The 16,942-nt window shown below is 51.4% G+C and carries 15 protein-coding genes; 11 read left to right on the plus strand and 4 right to left on the minus strand.

What is annotated here, in order from left to right:
• Nucleotides 1–48 precede the first annotated feature (48 nt).
• From ACAW87_RS12150 to ACAW87_RS12200, 11 genes are all read left to right on the plus strand, one after another.
• Nucleotides 49–2,622, plus strand: coding sequence for a TonB-dependent receptor (locus tag ACAW87_RS12150; protein WP_370723663.1), 2,574 nt, complete (start codon nt 49–51; stop codon nt 2,620–2,622).
• Between the two features lie 26 nt (nt 2,623–2,648).
• Nucleotides 2,649–3,365 (plus strand): outer membrane lipoprotein-sorting protein, encoded by a 717-nt coding sequence (locus ACAW87_RS12155; RefSeq protein ID WP_370723664.1) that lies wholly within the window; start codon nt 2,649–2,651, stop codon nt 3,363–3,365.
• A gap of 209 nt (nt 3,366–3,574) precedes the next feature.
• Complete coding sequence (locus tag ACAW87_RS12160) at nt 3,575–4,546, plus strand: NAD(P)/FAD-dependent oxidoreductase (RefSeq protein ID WP_370723665.1); 972 nt, start codon at nt 3,575–3,577, stop codon at nt 4,544–4,546.
• A 105-nt stretch (nt 4,547–4,651) separates the two neighbouring features.
• Nucleotides 4,652–5,485, plus strand: a complete 834-nt coding sequence (locus tag ACAW87_RS12165; RefSeq protein WP_370723666.1) for a CvfB family protein — start codon at nt 4,652–4,654, stop codon at nt 5,483–5,485.
• Complete coding sequence (locus ACAW87_RS12170) at nt 5,482–6,456, plus strand: L-threonylcarbamoyladenylate synthase (RefSeq protein ID WP_370723667.1); 975 nt, start codon at nt 5,482–5,484, stop codon at nt 6,454–6,456. Before ACAW87_RS12165 ends, ACAW87_RS12170 begins: the two co-directional genes overlap by 4 nt.
• A gap of 68 nt (nt 6,457–6,524) precedes the next feature.
• Nucleotides 6,525–7,829 carry a serine hydrolase domain-containing protein gene (locus tag ACAW87_RS12175; protein WP_370723668.1) on the plus strand — a complete coding sequence of 435 codons (1,305 nt, stop codon included), beginning with the start codon at nt 6,525–6,527 and terminating at the stop codon, nt 7,827–7,829.
• 187 nt (nt 7,830–8,016) lie between these two features.
• On the plus strand, nt 8,017–8,898 hold the full coding sequence (locus ACAW87_RS12180) for a cell division protein FtsX (protein WP_370723669.1): 882 nt from the start codon (nt 8,017–8,019) through the stop codon (nt 8,896–8,898).
• Nucleotides 8,899–8,922: 24 nt separating this feature from the next.
• Nucleotides 8,923–9,219, plus strand: coding sequence for a DUF3098 domain-containing protein (locus tag ACAW87_RS12185; RefSeq protein WP_370723670.1), 297 nt, complete (start codon nt 8,923–8,925; stop codon nt 9,217–9,219).
• Between the two features lie 130 nt (nt 9,220–9,349).
• Nucleotides 9,350–10,213 carry an undecaprenyl-diphosphate phosphatase gene (locus ACAW87_RS12190; protein ID WP_370723671.1) on the plus strand — a complete coding sequence of 288 codons (864 nt, stop codon included), beginning with the start codon at nt 9,350–9,352 and terminating at the stop codon, nt 10,211–10,213.
• 8 nt (nt 10,214–10,221) lie between these two features.
• Nucleotides 10,222–10,917, plus strand: a complete 696-nt coding sequence (gene truB / locus ACAW87_RS12195; RefSeq protein ID WP_370723672.1) for a tRNA pseudouridine(55) synthase TruB — start codon at nt 10,222–10,224, stop codon at nt 10,915–10,917.
• 100 nt (nt 10,918–11,017) lie between these two features.
• The gene (locus ACAW87_RS12200; protein ID WP_370723673.1) at nt 11,018–11,941 is read left to right on the plus strand and encodes a bifunctional riboflavin kinase/FAD synthetase; all 924 of its coding nucleotides are present in this window, start codon (nt 11,018–11,020) and stop codon (nt 11,939–11,941) included.
• A 101-nt stretch (nt 11,942–12,042) separates the two neighbouring features.
• Here the strand turns inward: ACAW87_RS12200 and glgP are convergent, their stop codons facing one another.
• The 4 genes from glgP to ACAW87_RS12220 all read right to left on the minus strand — a co-directional run bounded on the left by glgP (nt 12,043) and on the right by ACAW87_RS12220 (nt 16,873).
• A complete protein-coding gene (gene glgP, locus ACAW87_RS12205; RefSeq protein ID WP_370723674.1) occupies nt 12,043–13,701 on the minus strand; it encodes an alpha-glucan family phosphorylase in 1,659 nt (552 codons plus the stop codon).
• 119 nt (nt 13,702–13,820) lie between these two features.
• Complete coding sequence (locus ACAW87_RS12210) at nt 13,821–14,831, minus strand: SDR family NAD(P)-dependent oxidoreductase (RefSeq protein WP_370723675.1); 1,011 nt, start codon at nt 14,829–14,831, stop codon at nt 13,821–13,823.
• 90 nt (nt 14,832–14,921) lie between these two features.
• On the minus strand, nt 14,922–15,617 hold the full coding sequence (locus ACAW87_RS12215) for a YtxH domain-containing protein (RefSeq protein ID WP_370723676.1): 696 nt from the start codon (nt 15,615–15,617) through the stop codon (nt 14,922–14,924).
• 173 nt (nt 15,618–15,790) lie between these two features.
• On the minus strand, nt 15,791–16,873 hold the full coding sequence (locus ACAW87_RS12220) for an aminotransferase class V-fold PLP-dependent enzyme (protein ID WP_370723677.1): 1,083 nt from the start codon (nt 16,871–16,873) through the stop codon (nt 15,791–15,793).
• Nucleotides 16,874–16,942 lie beyond the last annotated feature (69 nt).

Raw genomic sequence — 16,942 nt, forward strand, 5'->3', positions numbered from 1 at the left:
CGGGTAATAAGGGCGTAACCCACCTTTGTAGCGTTCAAACACGATTCTATGAAAGCGAACGCTTTACTTCTCATTGCCGCACTTTTTACAACCAGTGTACTTACCCCCGTTCATGCGCAGTTTCCGGGCATGGGTGGAGCGGCCACCCCAAAAGCCCTGCCCGGAACGGCAGGCGATCAAAGCCCCAAAGGCACCGCCAAAATAACCGGGTACGTTATTGATTCCACAATGACAAAAGCCGTTGAATTTGCCAGCGTAGCCCTGTATAACAAAACCACAGGCAAAGCGGTGGATGGTACGGTTGCCGATGAAAAAGGGAAATTCACGCTCACTAAGTTGGTAGCAGGGCAGTATCGTGCCCTGATCACCTTTGTTGGCTACCGCACTAAAACCGTTGACAGCCTGACCGTTACAAACGGCCAAACGCTGGACATGGGCGTTATCAAACTCAGCCCCAGCGTGAAAATGCTCAACGAGGTAACCGTTGTTGGACAGGGCGCTTTGATCGAAGAAAAAGTTGACCGACTCGTGTATAACGCCGACCGGGATATTACGGCCAAAGGGGGCGACGCCGCCGACGTGTTACGAAAAGTACCCCTGCTCACCGTAGATCTCGACGGCAATGTGTCGTTGCGGGGCAGCCAGAACATCCGGGTATTGATCAATAACAAGCCCAGCACCATCATTGCCAGCAGCGTTGCCGATGCCCTCAAGCAAATTCCGGCCGACCAGATCAAAACGGTCGAGGTAATCACCAGCCCGTCAGCTAAGTACGACGCTGAAGGATCGGGCGGTATCATCAACATCATCACCAAGAAAAACAGCCTTCAGGGCCTGAATCTCAACATCGATTCGGGCGTTGGCAACCGGGGATCGACGCTGTCGCTGAATGGTAGTTATCGGAAAGGAAAAGCCGGTTTCACACTCGGCGGTTTCGGACGGGGTATCTACAACACCAAAACAGAAACCAATCTCGAGCAAACCAGCCAGTCGAACGGCATCACCACGTTGAGTCAGCAGGCCGGGAAAGGCAACAGTGAAGGCCTGTTCGGACAGTATAATCTGGGTTTCGATTACGATCTGGCCAAAAACCAGAGCATCACCGCCGGGGTACGTTATGGGGTACGTAATTTCTCGACCACCCAGGATCTGGTTACTCGGTTGTTTACCAATGGCGTTCCCGGTGCGGGCATCAACCGCTTCGTAGACGCCAAAAACCTGTCGGGCACCGTGGATATGAACGTGGATTACCTGCACACCTACAAGCCTCAACAGGAATGGAGCATCTCGACTCTATACAGCCGCACCGACCTGACCAACAATTTCGACGCGAACCTGTTCAACGGAGCCAACCAGCTCCTGAGTCGGCAGCGGAACCTGAACGGCAACCTGAACCAGGAGTTTACGCTACAAACCGATTATCAGACACCGATTAAGAAAAATCAGTTGATTGAGTTTGGCGGAAAAGCCATTCTACGGCAGGTGAACAGCGATTATCGCTACCAGTTTGCCGGACCAACGGGACCTTTTACGACCGAAAACAACAACACGCTGGGTGCCCTGCTGTATAACCAAAATATTGCGGCGGGCTACACGTCATACACCTATACCACCAAAAAGCGCTATACCTTCAAAGGAGGCGTACGGTATGAACACACCTTCATCGATGCCAGTACGCAGGAGGGTGGTCAAGTAGGCATCGGCGATTATGGCGCGTTAGTTCCTAGCGTCAATGCCTCGAAAACGTTCAGCGGGACCACCTTCAAACTGGGCTACAACCGCCGGATTCAGCGGCCTGGTCTACAGCAGTTGAACCCCAACTTCAACGCTTCGAACCCGCAGGTAATCACCGTAGGCAACCCCGAACTACGGCCCGAACTGACCGACAATATTGAGTTGGGTGTCAGCCGCACCATCAAGAAAACGTTCGTAAATGCTACTTTCTTTGGCCGAATCACTGATAACGCCATTACGCAAACCAGCCAGCCATCTGATACGCTCCAGGGTGCTATTGTAACCACATACCAGAACATTGGCCGGCAACGTACCTACGGCACCAACGTTTTTGCTAACGTAGCGGCCACCTCGAAGATTAACATTGGCGTCTTTTTTAACGCTTTCTACACGAGCCTTACCGGGCAGGTAATCGGTACGAATAATCTGTCGCAGGAGTATACCAATGATGGGTTCACTGTCAGCGGCGGCTCGTTTGCCTCGGCGCAGTTCAGTCATGGCTGGGGCGTACAAGCATTTGGTTTTATGCAGGGAAACACGATTCAATTGCAGGGAACGCAGGGCGGATTCGGCTTCTACACACTCGGTGTAAAAAAAGACATTGCCAAGAAAAAAGGCAGCGTTGGTCTGGCCGCCGAAAACTTCCTCTCGAATCGATTCAATATTCACACCGTTTTGAACTCACCCCGGTTCAATCAGGTCAACGACGTTTATCTTTACAACCGCGGCATTCGGTTGACGTTCTCGTACAAAATCGGGAAAATGACAATGGATGCCCCTCGTAAAAAAGCAAAATCGGTGAATAACGACGACGTGAAAAGCGACGGTGCCAGCGGTGGCCAAACACCCACCGGAGGCGCTCCTGCTGGCGGCGCACCACGGCAATAAACAAAACCTTAACACAAGCTTAAATCATGAAAACCAACAAATTCCTGGCCGCAACCCTGGCCGTATTCGTCACCTTCGGTGCTTACGCGCAGACTGTTGACGAAATTGTAGACAAACACGTGACAGCCCTGGGCGGTGCCGAAAAGCTGAGTGGTGTTAAAACAGTGGTGACAGAGCGAGCACTGTCTGTGAATAACATGGAGATTCCGAGCGTCACTACAATCATGGTGGGCAAGGCTATGCGTTCGGAAATGACCATCATGGGTAACTCCATGATCCAGGCAGTCAATGGCAATTCAGGCTGGATGATCCGCCCGGCCATGATGGGCGGCACCGGCGATCCCGAAGATATGCCTGCCGAAATGCTTCAACAGTCGATGAGTCAGTTGCAGCCCTTCGGATCACTGGTCGATTACAAGGCCAACGGTACTAAAGTGGAACTGGTTGGCAAAGAGCAGGTTGATAAGAAAGATGTGTACCACCTGAAAGTAACTACTAAAGATGGACAGTCGATCGATGAATACATTGACGCCGCAACGTACCTGGTGACTAAGGTAAAAGCATCGGCCAACGGACAGGAAAACGAGATTTTATTCTCCGATTACAAAGAAGTGAGCGGTGTAAAATTCCCCAATACGATGGAAATTGTTGGCGGTCAGATGGGACCCATTTCGTTCATCACCAATAAAGTAGTTGTAAATGGCCCCGTAGACGAAGCCATTTTCAAGAAGCCTACCAAATAGGGTCAACTGCCTTTTATCTTGAAAAGCCGCTCTGAACCGAGCGGCTTTTTTTTGTATGAAAACGATCATGTTGTCTGACTTGGCAACAGTAAGCTTCTCCGCCAAAACAGACTAAATCCGACACTTTTTAGCCTTCACGGATACTTTCTGACGGCGAATCAGTTTTACAAAGAGTGAACTCTGATTCACCGACAACTTCCCCCTATTACATGCCTACTACACTTATACTCGGTGCGGGACTGGCTGGCCTGACTGCCGCCCGCGAATTGACCAGAAAAGGCCACGATGTACTGATTTTCGATAAGGGGCGTGGTGTGGGTGGCCGACTCGCTACCCGCCGAATGGCCAACGGCCGCGCCGACCACGGCGGTCAATATTTCTCGGCTCGGTCGGCTGATTTTCAGGTGCTGACGCAAGAAATGCTTTCGGCAGGTGTGGTTCACGAATGGCACATCGAGGAATCGGACCCTGCTTCGTTTCAGCATCCGCGTTATGTAGGTAGCAACGGCATGAACAGTATCGCGAAGTTTCTGGCCGAAGGATTAAACGTACAAATCGGCAAGCGGGCTACTCAGGTGAGCCAGACAGCACAGGGTTGGGCCGTAACTTTCGACGATGGCCAAACCTTGAACGCCGATTCACTACTGGTGACGTTGCCCGCTCCGCAGGTGTTGGCGCTTTGGCGTGAGTCGGGCCTCACACTATCTTCCGAAGAGCAAACAGCGTTGGAAGCTATTCACTACGAACCTTGCATTGCGGTAATGCTTCAGCTAAGTCAGTCCAGCCACGTACCCAAACCCGGCGGTCTGAAACTTCCCCCCGCCAGCCCGGTAGCCTGGATTGCCGACAATCAGCAGAAAGGCATTTCGCCCGACGTACCCACATTGACGCTGCACGCTTCGCACAGTTACAGTCAACAGCATGTAGACGATACCGATCTGACAGCCTTAATTCCTGAATTAATCGCGGCCGCTTCGGCTTACATTTCACCCGGAAGCATTGTAGACCAGCAAATTCACCGCTGGCGCTATAGCAACGCCACCCAACGATATGAAAAGCCCTTTCTGAGAGCATCGACGCCCTCTCCACTCCTGTTTGGCGGCGACGGCTTCGGGCAAGGCAACATCGAAGGCGCTTTCCTGTCTGGCCTGGCCATGGCGGGGGTGGTTTGTGGTTTGTAGTCTGTCGTTTGTGGTTGCGCTGCTGATTGGCAGCACGTTTATCTGGCAGCGCAACTACAAACCTCAAACAACAAACCACGAACTCTTCTTGCCTACCTTTGCAGCATGATTACTATTGGCCAACATAACCGGCTCACAGCCCTGCGGATGACGAGCGTGGGCATGTACCTGGGAGACGAAGACGACAACGATATTCTGTTACCCAACAAGTACGTACCCGATGAGTTGAAAGAAGGCGACGAAATCGAGGTATTCGTTTATACCGACTCCGAAGATCGTCCCATCGCTACTACGCTTCGCCCAGCCGTGGTGCGCGACAAATTTGCTGCCCTGAAATGCGTGGCCCTCTCCTCATTCGGCGCTTTTATGGACTGGGGTCTGGAAAAAGACCTGCTGGTGCCCACCAAAGCCCAGGAAGAACCCATGTCGGAAGGGCGCTGGTATGTGGTTTATTGCGGTTACGACGCTGACACCGACCGCCTGATTGGCTCCTCGAAGATTAACGCACTGGTTGTCGATGAAGCACCGGAAGAATTGAAAGAAGGCGACGAAGTAACCGCCCTCATCTACGACCGAACCGATCTTGGCCTGATTGCCGTAGTCAACGACCAGTTTCGGGGCTTATTCTACGCGAATGAGCTCTTCAAACCCCTCCGCATTGGCGACAAAGTAAAGGCCTACGTGAAGCGCATTCGCGAAGACCTGCGCGTAGACTTGAGCCTGCAACCAGCCGGATACGCCAAAGTAGAACCCAATGCCCAGGCTATCCTCGATAAGCTGAAGAGCCAGAATGGCTTCCTACCCCTCACCGACTCGTCGGAACCACAAGCTATTTACAAGCATTTGGAAATGAGCAAGAAGACGTTCAAAAAAGCGATTGGTGCGCTGTATAAAGACCGTAAAATTGTGCTCAAAGAAGACGGTATTTATTTGGCATGATTGGCACAGACCTCAACGCCGCCCGGCAATGGCTTGAGGCGGGTAACGTAGTTGGTATTCCCACGGAAACCGTATATGGTCTGGCGGGTAATGCGCTGAACGAAGAGGCGGTGCTGACCATTTTTCGGGTCAAAAACCGCCCCGCCTTCGATCCGCTGATCGTACATACCGACTCGCTCGCTAAAGTGCGTGGGCTGGTGCGCGAAATTCCTCCTCTGGCCGAGCAACTGGTTCGTACCTACTGGCCGGGACCGCTTACCCTGCTACTCCCGAAACAGGACCACGTACCCGACCTGACCACCTCCGGACTCGGCACCGTTGCCATCCGTATTCCCAACCACCCGCTGACACTGGCCCTACTCGAGTCGCTCGATTTTCCGCTGGCGGCACCAAGTGCAAATCCATTTGGCTACATCAGTCCCACCACGGCGCAGCACGTTGCCGATCAGTTGGGCGATCAAGTACCCTATATTCTCGATGGTGGTCCATGCCCGGTTGGCGTTGAATCGACCATTATTGGATTCGACGATGAAGGGAAGGCGGTGGTGTATCGGTTGGGCGGTATGGCCGTGGAGCATTTGGAAACGACGCTTGGCCCTCTAAGAATACAAACGTCGACCTCTAACCCGCACGCGCAGTCGGCCCCACAGGCACCGGGTATGCTTACATCGCACTACGCCCCCCGCAAACCGCTGACGTTGCTGGCTGTTGGGCAGGAACTACCGGTGCTAGGTACGTTGTCCGCCGAATCGGTAGGAGTACTGGCATTCTCAGGTACGTTGCCGGGTATTCCCGAGGCAAATCAACTCGTGCTGGCTCCCGGCGGCGATGTGCTCGAAGCGGCCCGTAACCTGTTCGCCTACTTGCGCCGTCTCGACCAACTCCCTGTCAGTCAACTCTATGCACAACTGGTTCCTGATGAAGATCTCGGCCGTGCTGTCAATGACCGATTGAGACGAGCGGCGGCGTAAAAAATGCGCTAAAAAGCCGTACTTCGTTGCCCATACCTCTCCCCATTTACTCCTAAACCACCCTCTCTATGCGTTTACTTTCTTCGCTTCTGGTACTCACGGCGCTTTGTACTCAGGTCATTGCCCAATCGGTTTCTCTAAAAGAATCGCTGGCTCCGTTATCAAAACTGTCGTACCCCAAAAACATGATGCTAACCGGCATGGATGAAGCCCGTCTTCAACGTCTTGACCGGGTGTTGAAGGAATATGTTGATGAAGGGAAACAGGCAGGCATTGTGGCGTTGGTGGTTCGTAATAGACAGATCATCTATTACAAAGCGTTGGGCGAAAACGGAACGGCTCCCAAAGCACCGCTTCAACGCGACGCCATCATGCGGATTGCCTCGCAAACGAAAGCCATTACCAGCCTGGCTGTGATGATGCTCTACGAAGAAGGTCGTTTCCTGCTCGACGATCCTATCTCGAAGTATATTCCCGCTTTTAAAAACCCGACGGTACTCGATACATATAACGAAAAAGACACCACCTATACCACCAAACCGGCCAAGAGCGAAATAACTATCCGGCAGTTACTCACCCACACATCGGGGCTCAGCTATGCCGGCATTGGCACCAAACAAGCCGTTGCCATCTACGCCAAAGCGGGCATTCCGAGCGGCATTGGCACACCCATGTACAGCCTATCAGCTACGATTCCTGCCCTGGCCAAGTTGCCTCTCGTGCATCAACCGGGCGAAAGGTTTACGTACAGCCTGGGTACTGACGTACTCGGCTATTTTGTCGAAATTATGTCGGGACAGTCGCTGGATCAGTTTTTCCGGTCCCGAATTTTTGAGCCGCTGGGCATGAACGATACGTATTTCTACATGCCCACCGGCAAGCAGAACCGACTGGCAACCCTGTATACGGAAAAGCCTGACACAAAAGCGGTAATGCCAATGCCCATGCAGGGCGGTATCTCTCCCGATTACCCCACCAAAGCAGGTACGTATTATTCGGGCGGCGCGGGTTTATCGTCGACGGCCTACGATTATGCCGTTTTCCTGCAAATGATGCTCAATGGCGGCGAATATGGCGGCAAACGGCTGTTGGCACCTGCTACGGTAAACCTGATGATCCAAAATCAGATCGGGGGATTGACTGTAGGCGACAAAAAATTCGGCCTGGGTTTTGAGATTGCTACCGAACAGTCGGCTGCTAAGCTTCCGGTATCGGTAGGTCTGTTTGGTTGGGGCGGTTTCTTCGGTACCAACTATTGGGCCGACCCCAAAACCGGCCTTATCGGCATTATCATGACCCAAAAATACCCCAACTCCTACGGCGACCTGAACGACAAGTTCCGCGTGCTGGTGTATCAGGCGTTGGAGAAATGAGTTCGTAGTTTGTTGTTTGAGGTTTGTAGTTGCGCTGCTAAGCCGCGACACGGGGAATTAGCAGCGCAACTACAAACCTCAAACAACAAACTACGAACCACCTTTCCTCCGTTAATTTTTCCTAATTCCCACTTCACACACGATTGGTTAAAGGCTGTCGTTGGTTGAAAAAGGCTAATTTTGTTCAATGGCGCGTAAAAAGAAGAATGTGGGTGCCTACCCAACCGGACGAATCCTGTTCAGCCTGACGCTGGCCCTATTGCTGATTGGCGCTTGTGGCCTGCTGGCTATTCAGTCGAAACGGCTGGTAACCAATGTGCGCGAGGGCAATGAGATTCGGGCTTTCCTGGATAATGACCTCGACTCCACCAATCGCATGAAGCTGGCTAAAACGTTGGCCGAACAACCGTTTGTGGTGAACACCGGAGGTGAAGCGCAGATCAGGTACGTCTCGAAAGATGATGCAGCAAAAGAATTTATTGCTGAAACGAAAGAAGATTTCACCCAGTTTCTGTCCGACAATCCGCTGCATGCCAGCTATCGCATTCGGCTTCGGGAAGATTACTTTGCCGAAGACAAGCTAAAGCAGGCCCGGGCTGAGATCGAGAAAATGGATGGTGTGTTTGAAGTGGTATATCCCGAGAATATGGTGGATAACATCAATAAAAATATCACCAAGATCTACGCCGTTATGGCTGTTTTTGCGCTGGTGCTACTCATTATCATTGTCGTGCTGATGAACAACACGATCCGGCTAGCGTTGTATTCGCAACGGCTGCTGATTCGGAGTATGCAACTGGTTGGAGCTACCAACGGTTTCATTACCCGGCCGTTCCTGACCCGTGGCCTCACGCAGGGCTTCATGGCGGGCCTTATTGCGGCGGCCATTTTGTTTGTTGCCTGGTATGCCGCGATTCTAAGCATGCCCGAACTGACCACGCTTACCGACCCTATTCAGTTATTAATGCTGGCAGGCGGGTTAATCGTACTGGGCATGATTATTGGCCTGCTGAGTACGCTTCAAGCCGTACACCGCTACCTCGATCTGTCGCTCGACGAAATGTATTAAACCGATATAAACCGAAATTTTGATATGGAATCTGTTCGCCCACAAACAACGAAAACGACACCGGTTACCGGCTTCACAACGCCTTCTTCTACCAAGCCAACCGAGTCATACGTACCCGCTATGCCGTTTGGCAAGAGTAACTTTCAGTTGATGATTGCTGGTATCGTTACCATCCTGATCGGCTTTTTTGTCATGACCATCGATACCGAACCGTTTGGCTTTGGCTTTTTGGGACTTACCCTCGGCCCCCTCATTGTAACGGCAGGTTTTATCATCGAATTTTTTGCCATCCTTAAAAAACCAACCGAATCAGCCAACTGATTGCGTTGAGGTTATTGCAAGGGGAACATAAACGGGTTGCTGACCGGCCGCTCGCTTTGTGTTCCCTTTTTTTGTAGGTAGCCGTTTCTGTTCATCGTAGCTTTGCCCCCTTATTCACTAGAACAACCTTATGAGTCTGTTTCATGCCATCATGTTGGCCATAATCGAAGGCCTGACCGAGTTTTTGCCCGTGTCGTCAACCGGCCACATGATTATTTATTCATCACTCGCCGGCATCAGCAGCGACGAGTTCACCAAGCTTTACACCGTAGACATTCAGTTTGGCTGCATCTTGTCGGTGCTGGTGCTCTACTATCGCCGTTTTCTGCGCGACACCCGTACTCGTGCCGATATGGTCTGGTACAAGGCCCTCCCAGACTCTCTTCAGAAAATGATTGGTCCCGTATCGAGCCAACTCGATTTTTACCTGAAATTACTCGTTGCCTTCCTTCCCGCTGCCGTTATTGGTTTTCTCCTTAACGATTTTATCGACAGCCTACTCGAAAACGTAGTGGTAGTGGCCATTTCACTGGTTGTGGGCGGCGTTATTCTGGTGTTCATCGACCGGATTATCGAAAAACACGCTACCCGCGATTATGACATTACATTTCCTGAAGCGTTAAAAGTTGGCTTCTTCCAGTGCATTGCCATGATTCCCGGCGTATCACGGTCGGCATCTACTATCATTGGTGGTATGACACAGGGGCTTACCCGGCAGCAGGCCGCTGAGTTTTCATTCTTTCTGGCTGTTCCCACTATGGCAGCTGCCACTGGGTATAAACTGTTGAAGACATACAAGATGCTGCAACCGGCCGATTACAAAATATTGCTAATTGGCAATGGCGTTGCTTTTCTGGTTGGTCTGCTTGCCATTCGGGGTTTTGTTGGCTTCCTGAACAAATATGGCTTCAAAGTATTCGGCTATTACCGCATCGTTGTGGGTCTGGTACTGCTGGGTTTGCTGGCCGCTGGTGTTAAGATTGATATTCTGTAAGGGCTGGCATGGATCCAAACCAACCCACTCCCGACCCCGGTCAGCTTATTCTGATCGATAAACCCCGCGAATGGACTTCGTTCGACGTGGTGAACAAAATACGTCGTGCCTGTAAGATCAAAAAAATTGGTCATGCCGGTACGCTCGATCCCCTGGCTACCGGCTTGCTCATTCTCTGCACCGGTAAAATGACTAAGCAGATCGACAGTTATCAGGCGCAGGAGAAAGAGTATACAGGTACGTTGGTACTGGGTAAAACCACGCCCTCTGTTGACTTGGAAACGGAATTCGACGCCGAGTACGATACGTCGGAAATCACGCACGAGCAGATACGGGCGGCGGCGGCGCAACTCACCGGCGAAATCCAGCAGATTCCGCCTATCTACTCAGCCATACGCGTGAATGGCGAACGGCTCTACGAACGCGCCCGACGCGGCGAAACGGCCGATCAGGTCGAAGGTGGTATTAAAAGCCGCACAGTGACAGTGTCTACATTCAACGTAATGACCAATGATTTCCCCACCATCGACTTCCGAATAGTCTGCTCGAAAGGCACGTACGTTCGCAGTTTGGTGCGGGATCTGGGCCTGTTGCTCAACAACGGAGCCTACATGTCGGTACTTCGCCGAACCCGCATCGGCGATTTTGATGTAAAAGACGCCCACACCGTGGAAGGGTTTATTGAGGATTATTTAACGTCGTAGAGACGCAAGATTTTGCGTCTCAGACGCGTCAGCAATTTGTTCTATACCTGTTGCTTACGCCCCTGAGACGCAAGATTTTGCGTCTCTACACTTTCTATTTATGATCGTCCATCGCGGCATCGACAGCTTATCACCACTCCCCTACGCCGTTGTTACCAGCGGCACATTCGACGGGGTTCATCTGGGGCACCAAACCATTCTGACACGCCTCAACGAGGTGGCGCGTGCCCATCCTGATGGGCAATCGGTTGTCATCACTTATTGGCCACATCCCCGCACGGTGGTGTCGAACGACAGTCAGGATCTACGCCTGTTGAGCACGTTAGAGGAAAAAATTACCCTGCTCGAAGAGGCGAGTGTGGATCATCTGGTGGTGATTCCGTTCACGCGCGCCTTCTCGCAACTGACTTCCGAAGAATTTATTCAGCAAGTGCTGGTGAATGGGCTGGGCACCCGCAAACTGGTTATCGGCTATGACCACCGTTTCGGTCGCGACCGCGAAGGGGGCTTCGACTATATTCAGGCTCATCAGGCCGATTATGGCTTTGAAGTGGAGGAGATTCCCCGGCAGGATATAGAAGCTGTGGGCATCAGTTCATCGAAAATTCGCGCGGCTCTGAACGACGGAAATATAGATGCGGCAAACCGGTTTCTGGGTCGCCCCTACTCACTGACGGGCACAATTGTGAAAGGCCGTCAACTAGGGCGAACCATTGGTTTTCCCACCGCTAATCTCCAGGTCGATGACGCTGTAAAACTGATACCGGCCAATGGCGTTTATGCTGTAGACGTGCTTCAGGGGAATCAACTACACAGTGGCATGCTGAATATCGGTTTCCGGCCAACTGTAGCGGGCGAGCACCAAACCATAGAAACCTACATCTTCGATTTCGACAAAGACATTTACGGCGAACACATGACGCTACAATTTAAAGCGTTCCTCCGCCCCGAGCAGAAATTCTCCGGCCTCCCCGCGCTGGTTGAGCAGTTGCAAAAAGACGAGCAGGCAGCGAGGAAGGTGTAGTTAGTTTGTGGTTTGTCGTGTATCGTTTGTGGTTGCGTTGCCAATGAGCCAACGATTTTCGATAGCAGCGCAACTACAAACAACACACGACAAACCACAAACTAATACACCCGCTCGTAATACTCCCCCGCCATGCGGTCGGCGGAGAAATAGGCCAGGACGTCGGTCATGCTTTGAGTGACCAGCGTTTGCCATTCGGCAGGGCGGTCGTAATACATCGGTAGAATTTGCTGTTCCAGCAGATCGAACATACCATTGCGGTCGTGGGCGTCGCGCACATTGGCAGTGGCTTGCGGGTCGGCCTCGGGTACAATAAAACTGTTTACCCCCGGCTTCGCAAATTCACAGATCCAGCCATCATTAGTCGACAGGTTTATGGCTCCATTCATAGCAGCGGTCATACCCGACGTACCTGAAGCTTCGCGCGGTACAACCGGCGTATTCAGCCACACATCGGCACCATCTTTAAGCATTTTTGAGAGGGCCAGTTCATAGCCCGTCAACACCGCCATATTGGGGTGCAAATAGCTCCGGTAATGTAGTTTATTAAAATTGTGCTTCGCTCCCTCGTCGAACGGGTAGGGTTTTCCTGCCCAAATAATTTGTATGGGGTAACGCGGGTTGTTGAGCAGTCGCATAAACCGTTCTTCATCATAAAGCAGCAGATCGGGGCGTTTGTAGGCCGCGAAACGGCGTGCCCAGACAATGGTCAACACCGTGGGGTCAAAAAGCTTTCCTGCCTGATCGGCAACTACATTGAGCAGCGGCTGTTTCATCGCTCTTTTTCGCACGGCCATTGTGTCGGCTTCTTTATGTCGATGCGCTTCGGCCAGCTGTGTATCGGCCCAGTAGCGATAATTCTGGGCGTTCGTCACGTGCGTAATTTCGCAGGTGTCGGGGTATTCGCCCCACATTTTTCGAGCTACCTCACCGTGCAGTTTCGATACCCCGTTGGCCCGGCGCGCCATACGCAACACAGCCAACGAATGATTGAATACATCTTCTCGAATACCAGTCAGGTCACGTACCTCATCGAGCGACAAACCGCCGAAAAAGCTCAGGTTATCCAGAAAATGAATATTGTGCTTTTCATTGCCTGCTTCTTCGGGTGTGTGTGTCGTAAAGATTAACCGGTTCCGGAGGGCTTCTTTCGATTTACCTAGTTGCTGATACAGATGAAATGCCGCCGATAGAGCATGCGCTTCGTTGAAATGATAAACGGCCGGACTATAATCAATCTCATCCAGAAATTTGGCACCACCCAACCCCAAAACCATGCACTGCGCTACTTTCAATGTGGGGTCATTGTCATAGAGCCGATACGAAATTGATCGGGCCTGTTCGTCATTTCCGTCAACATCAGTTGTCAAAAAAAACATGGGCACCGTATTAAAATGCTTGGGATCAAGAAAATAGGCACGTACCCAGACCGGACGTCCGAAGATGTTGATGGTGAAATAAGCGCCGGTATCCTGTAGAAATGAATATATCTTCTCGCGAAAGAGTACGTTCATGGCGTTATCCGGCATACGTACCTGATCGTAATAGCCCTGTTTCCAAAGCATACCAATACCGATCAGGTTTTGCTTTAGATCAAACGCACTTTTCATGTGCGATCCAGCCAGAAAGCCCAAACCGCCCGAATAGGTTTTAAGCGCCTGATCGATTGCGAATTCCATTGAGAAATACGCCACTGATTTAGCAAAGCGATCCTCGAATTCATAAGGGTGCTGGAATGCGAGAGGTAGTGTGGTAGCCATAGGATAGGGGAAGTTTTAAAGTTCAACGTTTAAAGTCCAATGGTCAAAGGGCTCCGCTTCGTCAACCTTGATTGATAAGCGGAGCCCTTTGACAATTAGACCTTAGACGTTGAATTTCATCAAGCAAGCACGTCGCTTACAGCGTTTTTCGCATTTTTAATTGCGTTACCTGCTTTATAACGCGCTTTACCATACTGGTATTTATAAGCTAGTTTGTCGGCCAGGGGCGCGTTGCGATACAGCGCAGCCAGGGCAATACCCGTGACCGCAATAGCAGCCAAACTCAGCCCAATTGTCCAGGCCGAATCTTTACTATCTTCGGCCACCTGAGCTTTCGGTGTGTTCAGGGTACGCATCTGTCCGGCCAGCATTTGTTGCGGCGCTACGTAGGCCATAACCTCGGTCAGTTTATTCTTTACACCACCTGGCACCACTTTGGCTTTTCCAGCCATCAGGCCTTCATAACCATCTTTGGCTACCATGGCGGCATCGTCGAGAATCTCGGTTGCCAGAATATCGGATGCTCCCGCTTTGTTAAAAAAGTCGGTATCCGTGGCGTTTGGCATCAGTGCTGTAACGGTCACGTTGGTGTCTTTCAATTCATTCACCAGCGATTGCGATAGATTCCAGACATACGATTTTGTGGCAGCATACACGGCCTGAAGCGGGAACGGCGTAATAGACACCAACGAGGCCAGGTTCAGCACCTTGCCCTCATTGCGCGCCACCATATCTTTCAGAAACAGCTTGGTTAGTAAGGTTGTGGTCACCACATTAAGCTGAATCATCGATTTTTCGGTTTCCCAGTCTGTCTCATTGGCAAACTTACCGTAGGTCGAAACACCCGCATCGTTAACCAGCACATCAACGGTAATGCCTTTTGCCTTCACCTGATCGTACACCTCCTGAGCAGCGTTCACTTCCGACAAATCTTTGCCGATAACTGTTGTGTTTTCGGTGCCGTAGTTCATCTCAAACACCTCACTCAGGCGATGAAGTGTATCTTCGCTGCGAGCCACTAAAACGAGGTTATACCCGTCCTGGGCAAACAGTTTGGCCAATTCCTGACCTATTCCACTCGACGCACCCGTGATGAGCGCTGTTTTCCCGGTTCCTTTTTTCTGATCCATAACGTTGACAGGTAGCACCGAAGCTCCAGCTTCGGTAGTAATTTAATTTTATATAGATTACTACCGATGCTGGAGCTTCGATGCTACTGATTAAAACTTATTCGGCCGGCCGAAAAAATAATTGATACCGAACCGGAAACGCCCGCCTTTATTGCGCCCGGCGAGTGGGTCTGACTGATCGTAGTAGTTGTTCTCTAGTGCCAGTTCTGCACCCAGGTTTGGACGTACCCAGAACATGGTCCCGATTTCGAGGTTCACACTGTTGAAACGTGCTTTTTCGTCAGAAGCGATATTGCTTGAATACTCCCGGCCGAAGTTGTAGCCAAAGCCACCAAATCCACTGATACGCGTGCGGAAGGGATAATAGCGTAGGAACGCTCCTGTTTGGTTAGCCCGGTAACTTGTACTCAAACGCCGATCGAAACCTAATCGTAAGCCAGCAACCAGGCCCGGCTGGAAGAAATAACCAACCCGCGGACTGAACGAAACGTAGGTACCACTACCTGATCCAGTACCGAAACCAAGCGATGCACTCCCCATGATGCTTCCTTTCTGAAACCAGGTGAGCTGATTGCGCTCCTGATAGGATTTGCTCACTTCATATTCTTCCTGAACCTTCTCTTTGGCTCGGTCGGCGGCTTGATTCACATCTTCCTTCACATCGTCGGCTTTCCGATTAATTCGTTCGCGTGTTTGTGATGTATCAGATCGTGATCGGTTGTCCTGAGCAAACCCTGTTGCTGTGCAGGCCGCGACTAGGGCGGCGGTGTAAATAAGTTTTTTCATCGTTGAGTTGAATAGACAATATCTTCTACTAACTAGGTAGGGTCTGTTTGGTTTGCCCCAAAATAGTTTCAGGTTTCAAGTTTCATGTTTCAAGTGGCGTTGGTAACTAACCAGACAGTTGGTCAGCAACGCTACTTGAAACATGAAACTTGAAACCTGAAACTACTTATTCCCTACCCAACTTCTTTCAACCGATCCATCAGCTTGCCTACCTGCTCGGCTGATGTGGCGGGGAAATTGGCGATGCGTATCTGACTGTCTTTGAATTTACCGTAACCGCTGCCTACCACCATACCAGCTTCTTTCACGGCAGCAATCACCTCGGCGGCCGGGCGGGTGGTTTCGGCCACAATAACCGTCTGCGACCGGTGGCGTTCCTCCTTTACAAACGGCGTAAATCCGTCGTGTGAATCCAGGAAGCGGTAAAGCTGTTTAGCCCGCTCCTCGGTTTGCCGACGAATGGCGGCAACACCCGTCCGGTTCATGTCGGCAGCTATTTTTCCTAACAGATAAATAAATAGCACGTTAGGCGTAGCGGGCGTTTCAAACGTTTGGTAATGCTTGTGCAACATGGGCAGCGTATTGTGCGCGCCGATGGTCATCGACTCATATTTCTGCAACCGTTCGGCTTTCTCCAGACAAGCTTCATTGGCGATCCAGACGCCCAGACCGGCGGGCATTCCGAAAGCCTTCTGCACTGAGAAGAACGCCGAATCGACCAGCGCATAATCCAGATCGGGGTACGGGGCCGACGACACCATATCCACACAAAACAGCTTTTTGCTGTATTTCCGCTTCAGCTTATGAATCTCCGTTGGCCGGAACTGCACCCCCGACGACGTTTCGTTGTGCGTAATCGCTACCAACTCGGCATAGTCAGGTACGTCGATCTCAGCGGCGTCGAAGCCTTCGCCAAAACGCTTCTCGGCAATGTGCGCGAACTTGTGCAGGCTCAAGGCATAGTCGTAAAATTTGCGCGAGAACGACCCGTTTACCATATGGAAACTTTCGTGCTCTACGCAATTAAGCAACATCCGCTCCCACACTTCCGAGGCCGACCCGGTGAAGTAAATTCCGTGCGTTGCCGGAATATTCAGCAGGGCGCGTAGCTGCTCATCGGTATATCGGTAAATATCCCGGAACCGCTGACTTCGGTGCGAAATCGACCCAATTTGTTCATCCATGGCCTTTTTTAGGTGCTGGGAAAAAGTCGGGTACAGTTCGGCAGGGCCGGGAGTAAAGTAGGTGTAGCTCATATAGGGGGAGGAAAGGGAGGAGGGAAGAAAGGAGGAAAGGAATCTACACGTAGGTACATTCCCTGGCGG

Origin of the sequence: Fibrella aquatica (assembly GCF_041321135.1) — a bacterium.
In the GTDB taxonomy this organism is placed as follows: domain Bacteria; phylum Bacteroidota; class Bacteroidia; order Cytophagales; family Spirosomataceae; genus Fibrella; species Fibrella aquatica.

Bases quoted from the DNA above. Each gene is read 5' to 3' on its own strand.
- ACAW87_RS12150 (WP_370723663.1), top strand. From the start codon at position 49: ATGAAAGCGAACGCTTTACTTCTCATTGCCGCACTTTTTACAACCAGT.
- ACAW87_RS12155 (WP_370723664.1), top strand. From the start codon at position 2,649: ATGAAAACCAACAAATTCCTGGCCGCAACCCTGGCCGTATTCGTCACC.
- ACAW87_RS12160 (WP_370723665.1), top strand. From the start codon at position 3,575: ATGCCTACTACACTTATACTCGGTGCGGGACTGGCTGGCCTGACTGCC.
- ACAW87_RS12165 (WP_370723666.1), top strand. From the start codon at position 4,652: ATGATTACTATTGGCCAACATAACCGGCTCACAGCCCTGCGGATGACG.
- ACAW87_RS12170 (WP_370723667.1), top strand. From the start codon at position 5,482: ATGATTGGCACAGACCTCAACGCCGCCCGGCAATGGCTTGAGGCGGGT.
- ACAW87_RS12175 (WP_370723668.1), top strand. From the start codon at position 6,525: ATGCGTTTACTTTCTTCGCTTCTGGTACTCACGGCGCTTTGTACTCAG.
- ACAW87_RS12180 (WP_370723669.1), top strand. From the start codon at position 8,017: ATGGCGCGTAAAAAGAAGAATGTGGGTGCCTACCCAACCGGACGAATC.
- ACAW87_RS12185 (WP_370723670.1), top strand. From the start codon at position 8,923: ATGGAATCTGTTCGCCCACAAACAACGAAAACGACACCGGTTACCGGC.
- ACAW87_RS12190 (WP_370723671.1), top strand. From the start codon at position 9,350: ATGAGTCTGTTTCATGCCATCATGTTGGCCATAATCGAAGGCCTGACC.
- truB (WP_370723672.1), top strand. From the start codon at position 10,222: ATGGATCCAAACCAACCCACTCCCGACCCCGGTCAGCTTATTCTGATC.
- ACAW87_RS12200 (WP_370723673.1), top strand. From the start codon at position 11,018: ATGATCGTCCATCGCGGCATCGACAGCTTATCACCACTCCCCTACGCC.
- glgP (WP_370723674.1), bottom strand. From the start codon at position 13,701: ATGGCTACCACACTACCTCTCGCATTCCAGCACCCTTATGAATTCGAG.
- ACAW87_RS12210 (WP_370723675.1), bottom strand. From the start codon at position 14,831: ATGGATCAGAAAAAAGGAACCGGGAAAACAGCGCTCATCACGGGTGCG.
- ACAW87_RS12215 (WP_370723676.1), bottom strand. From the start codon at position 15,617: ATGAAAAAACTTATTTACACCGCCGCCCTAGTCGCGGCCTGCACAGCA.
- ACAW87_RS12220 (WP_370723677.1), bottom strand. From the start codon at position 16,873: ATGAGCTACACCTACTTTACTCCCGGCCCTGCCGAACTGTACCCGACT.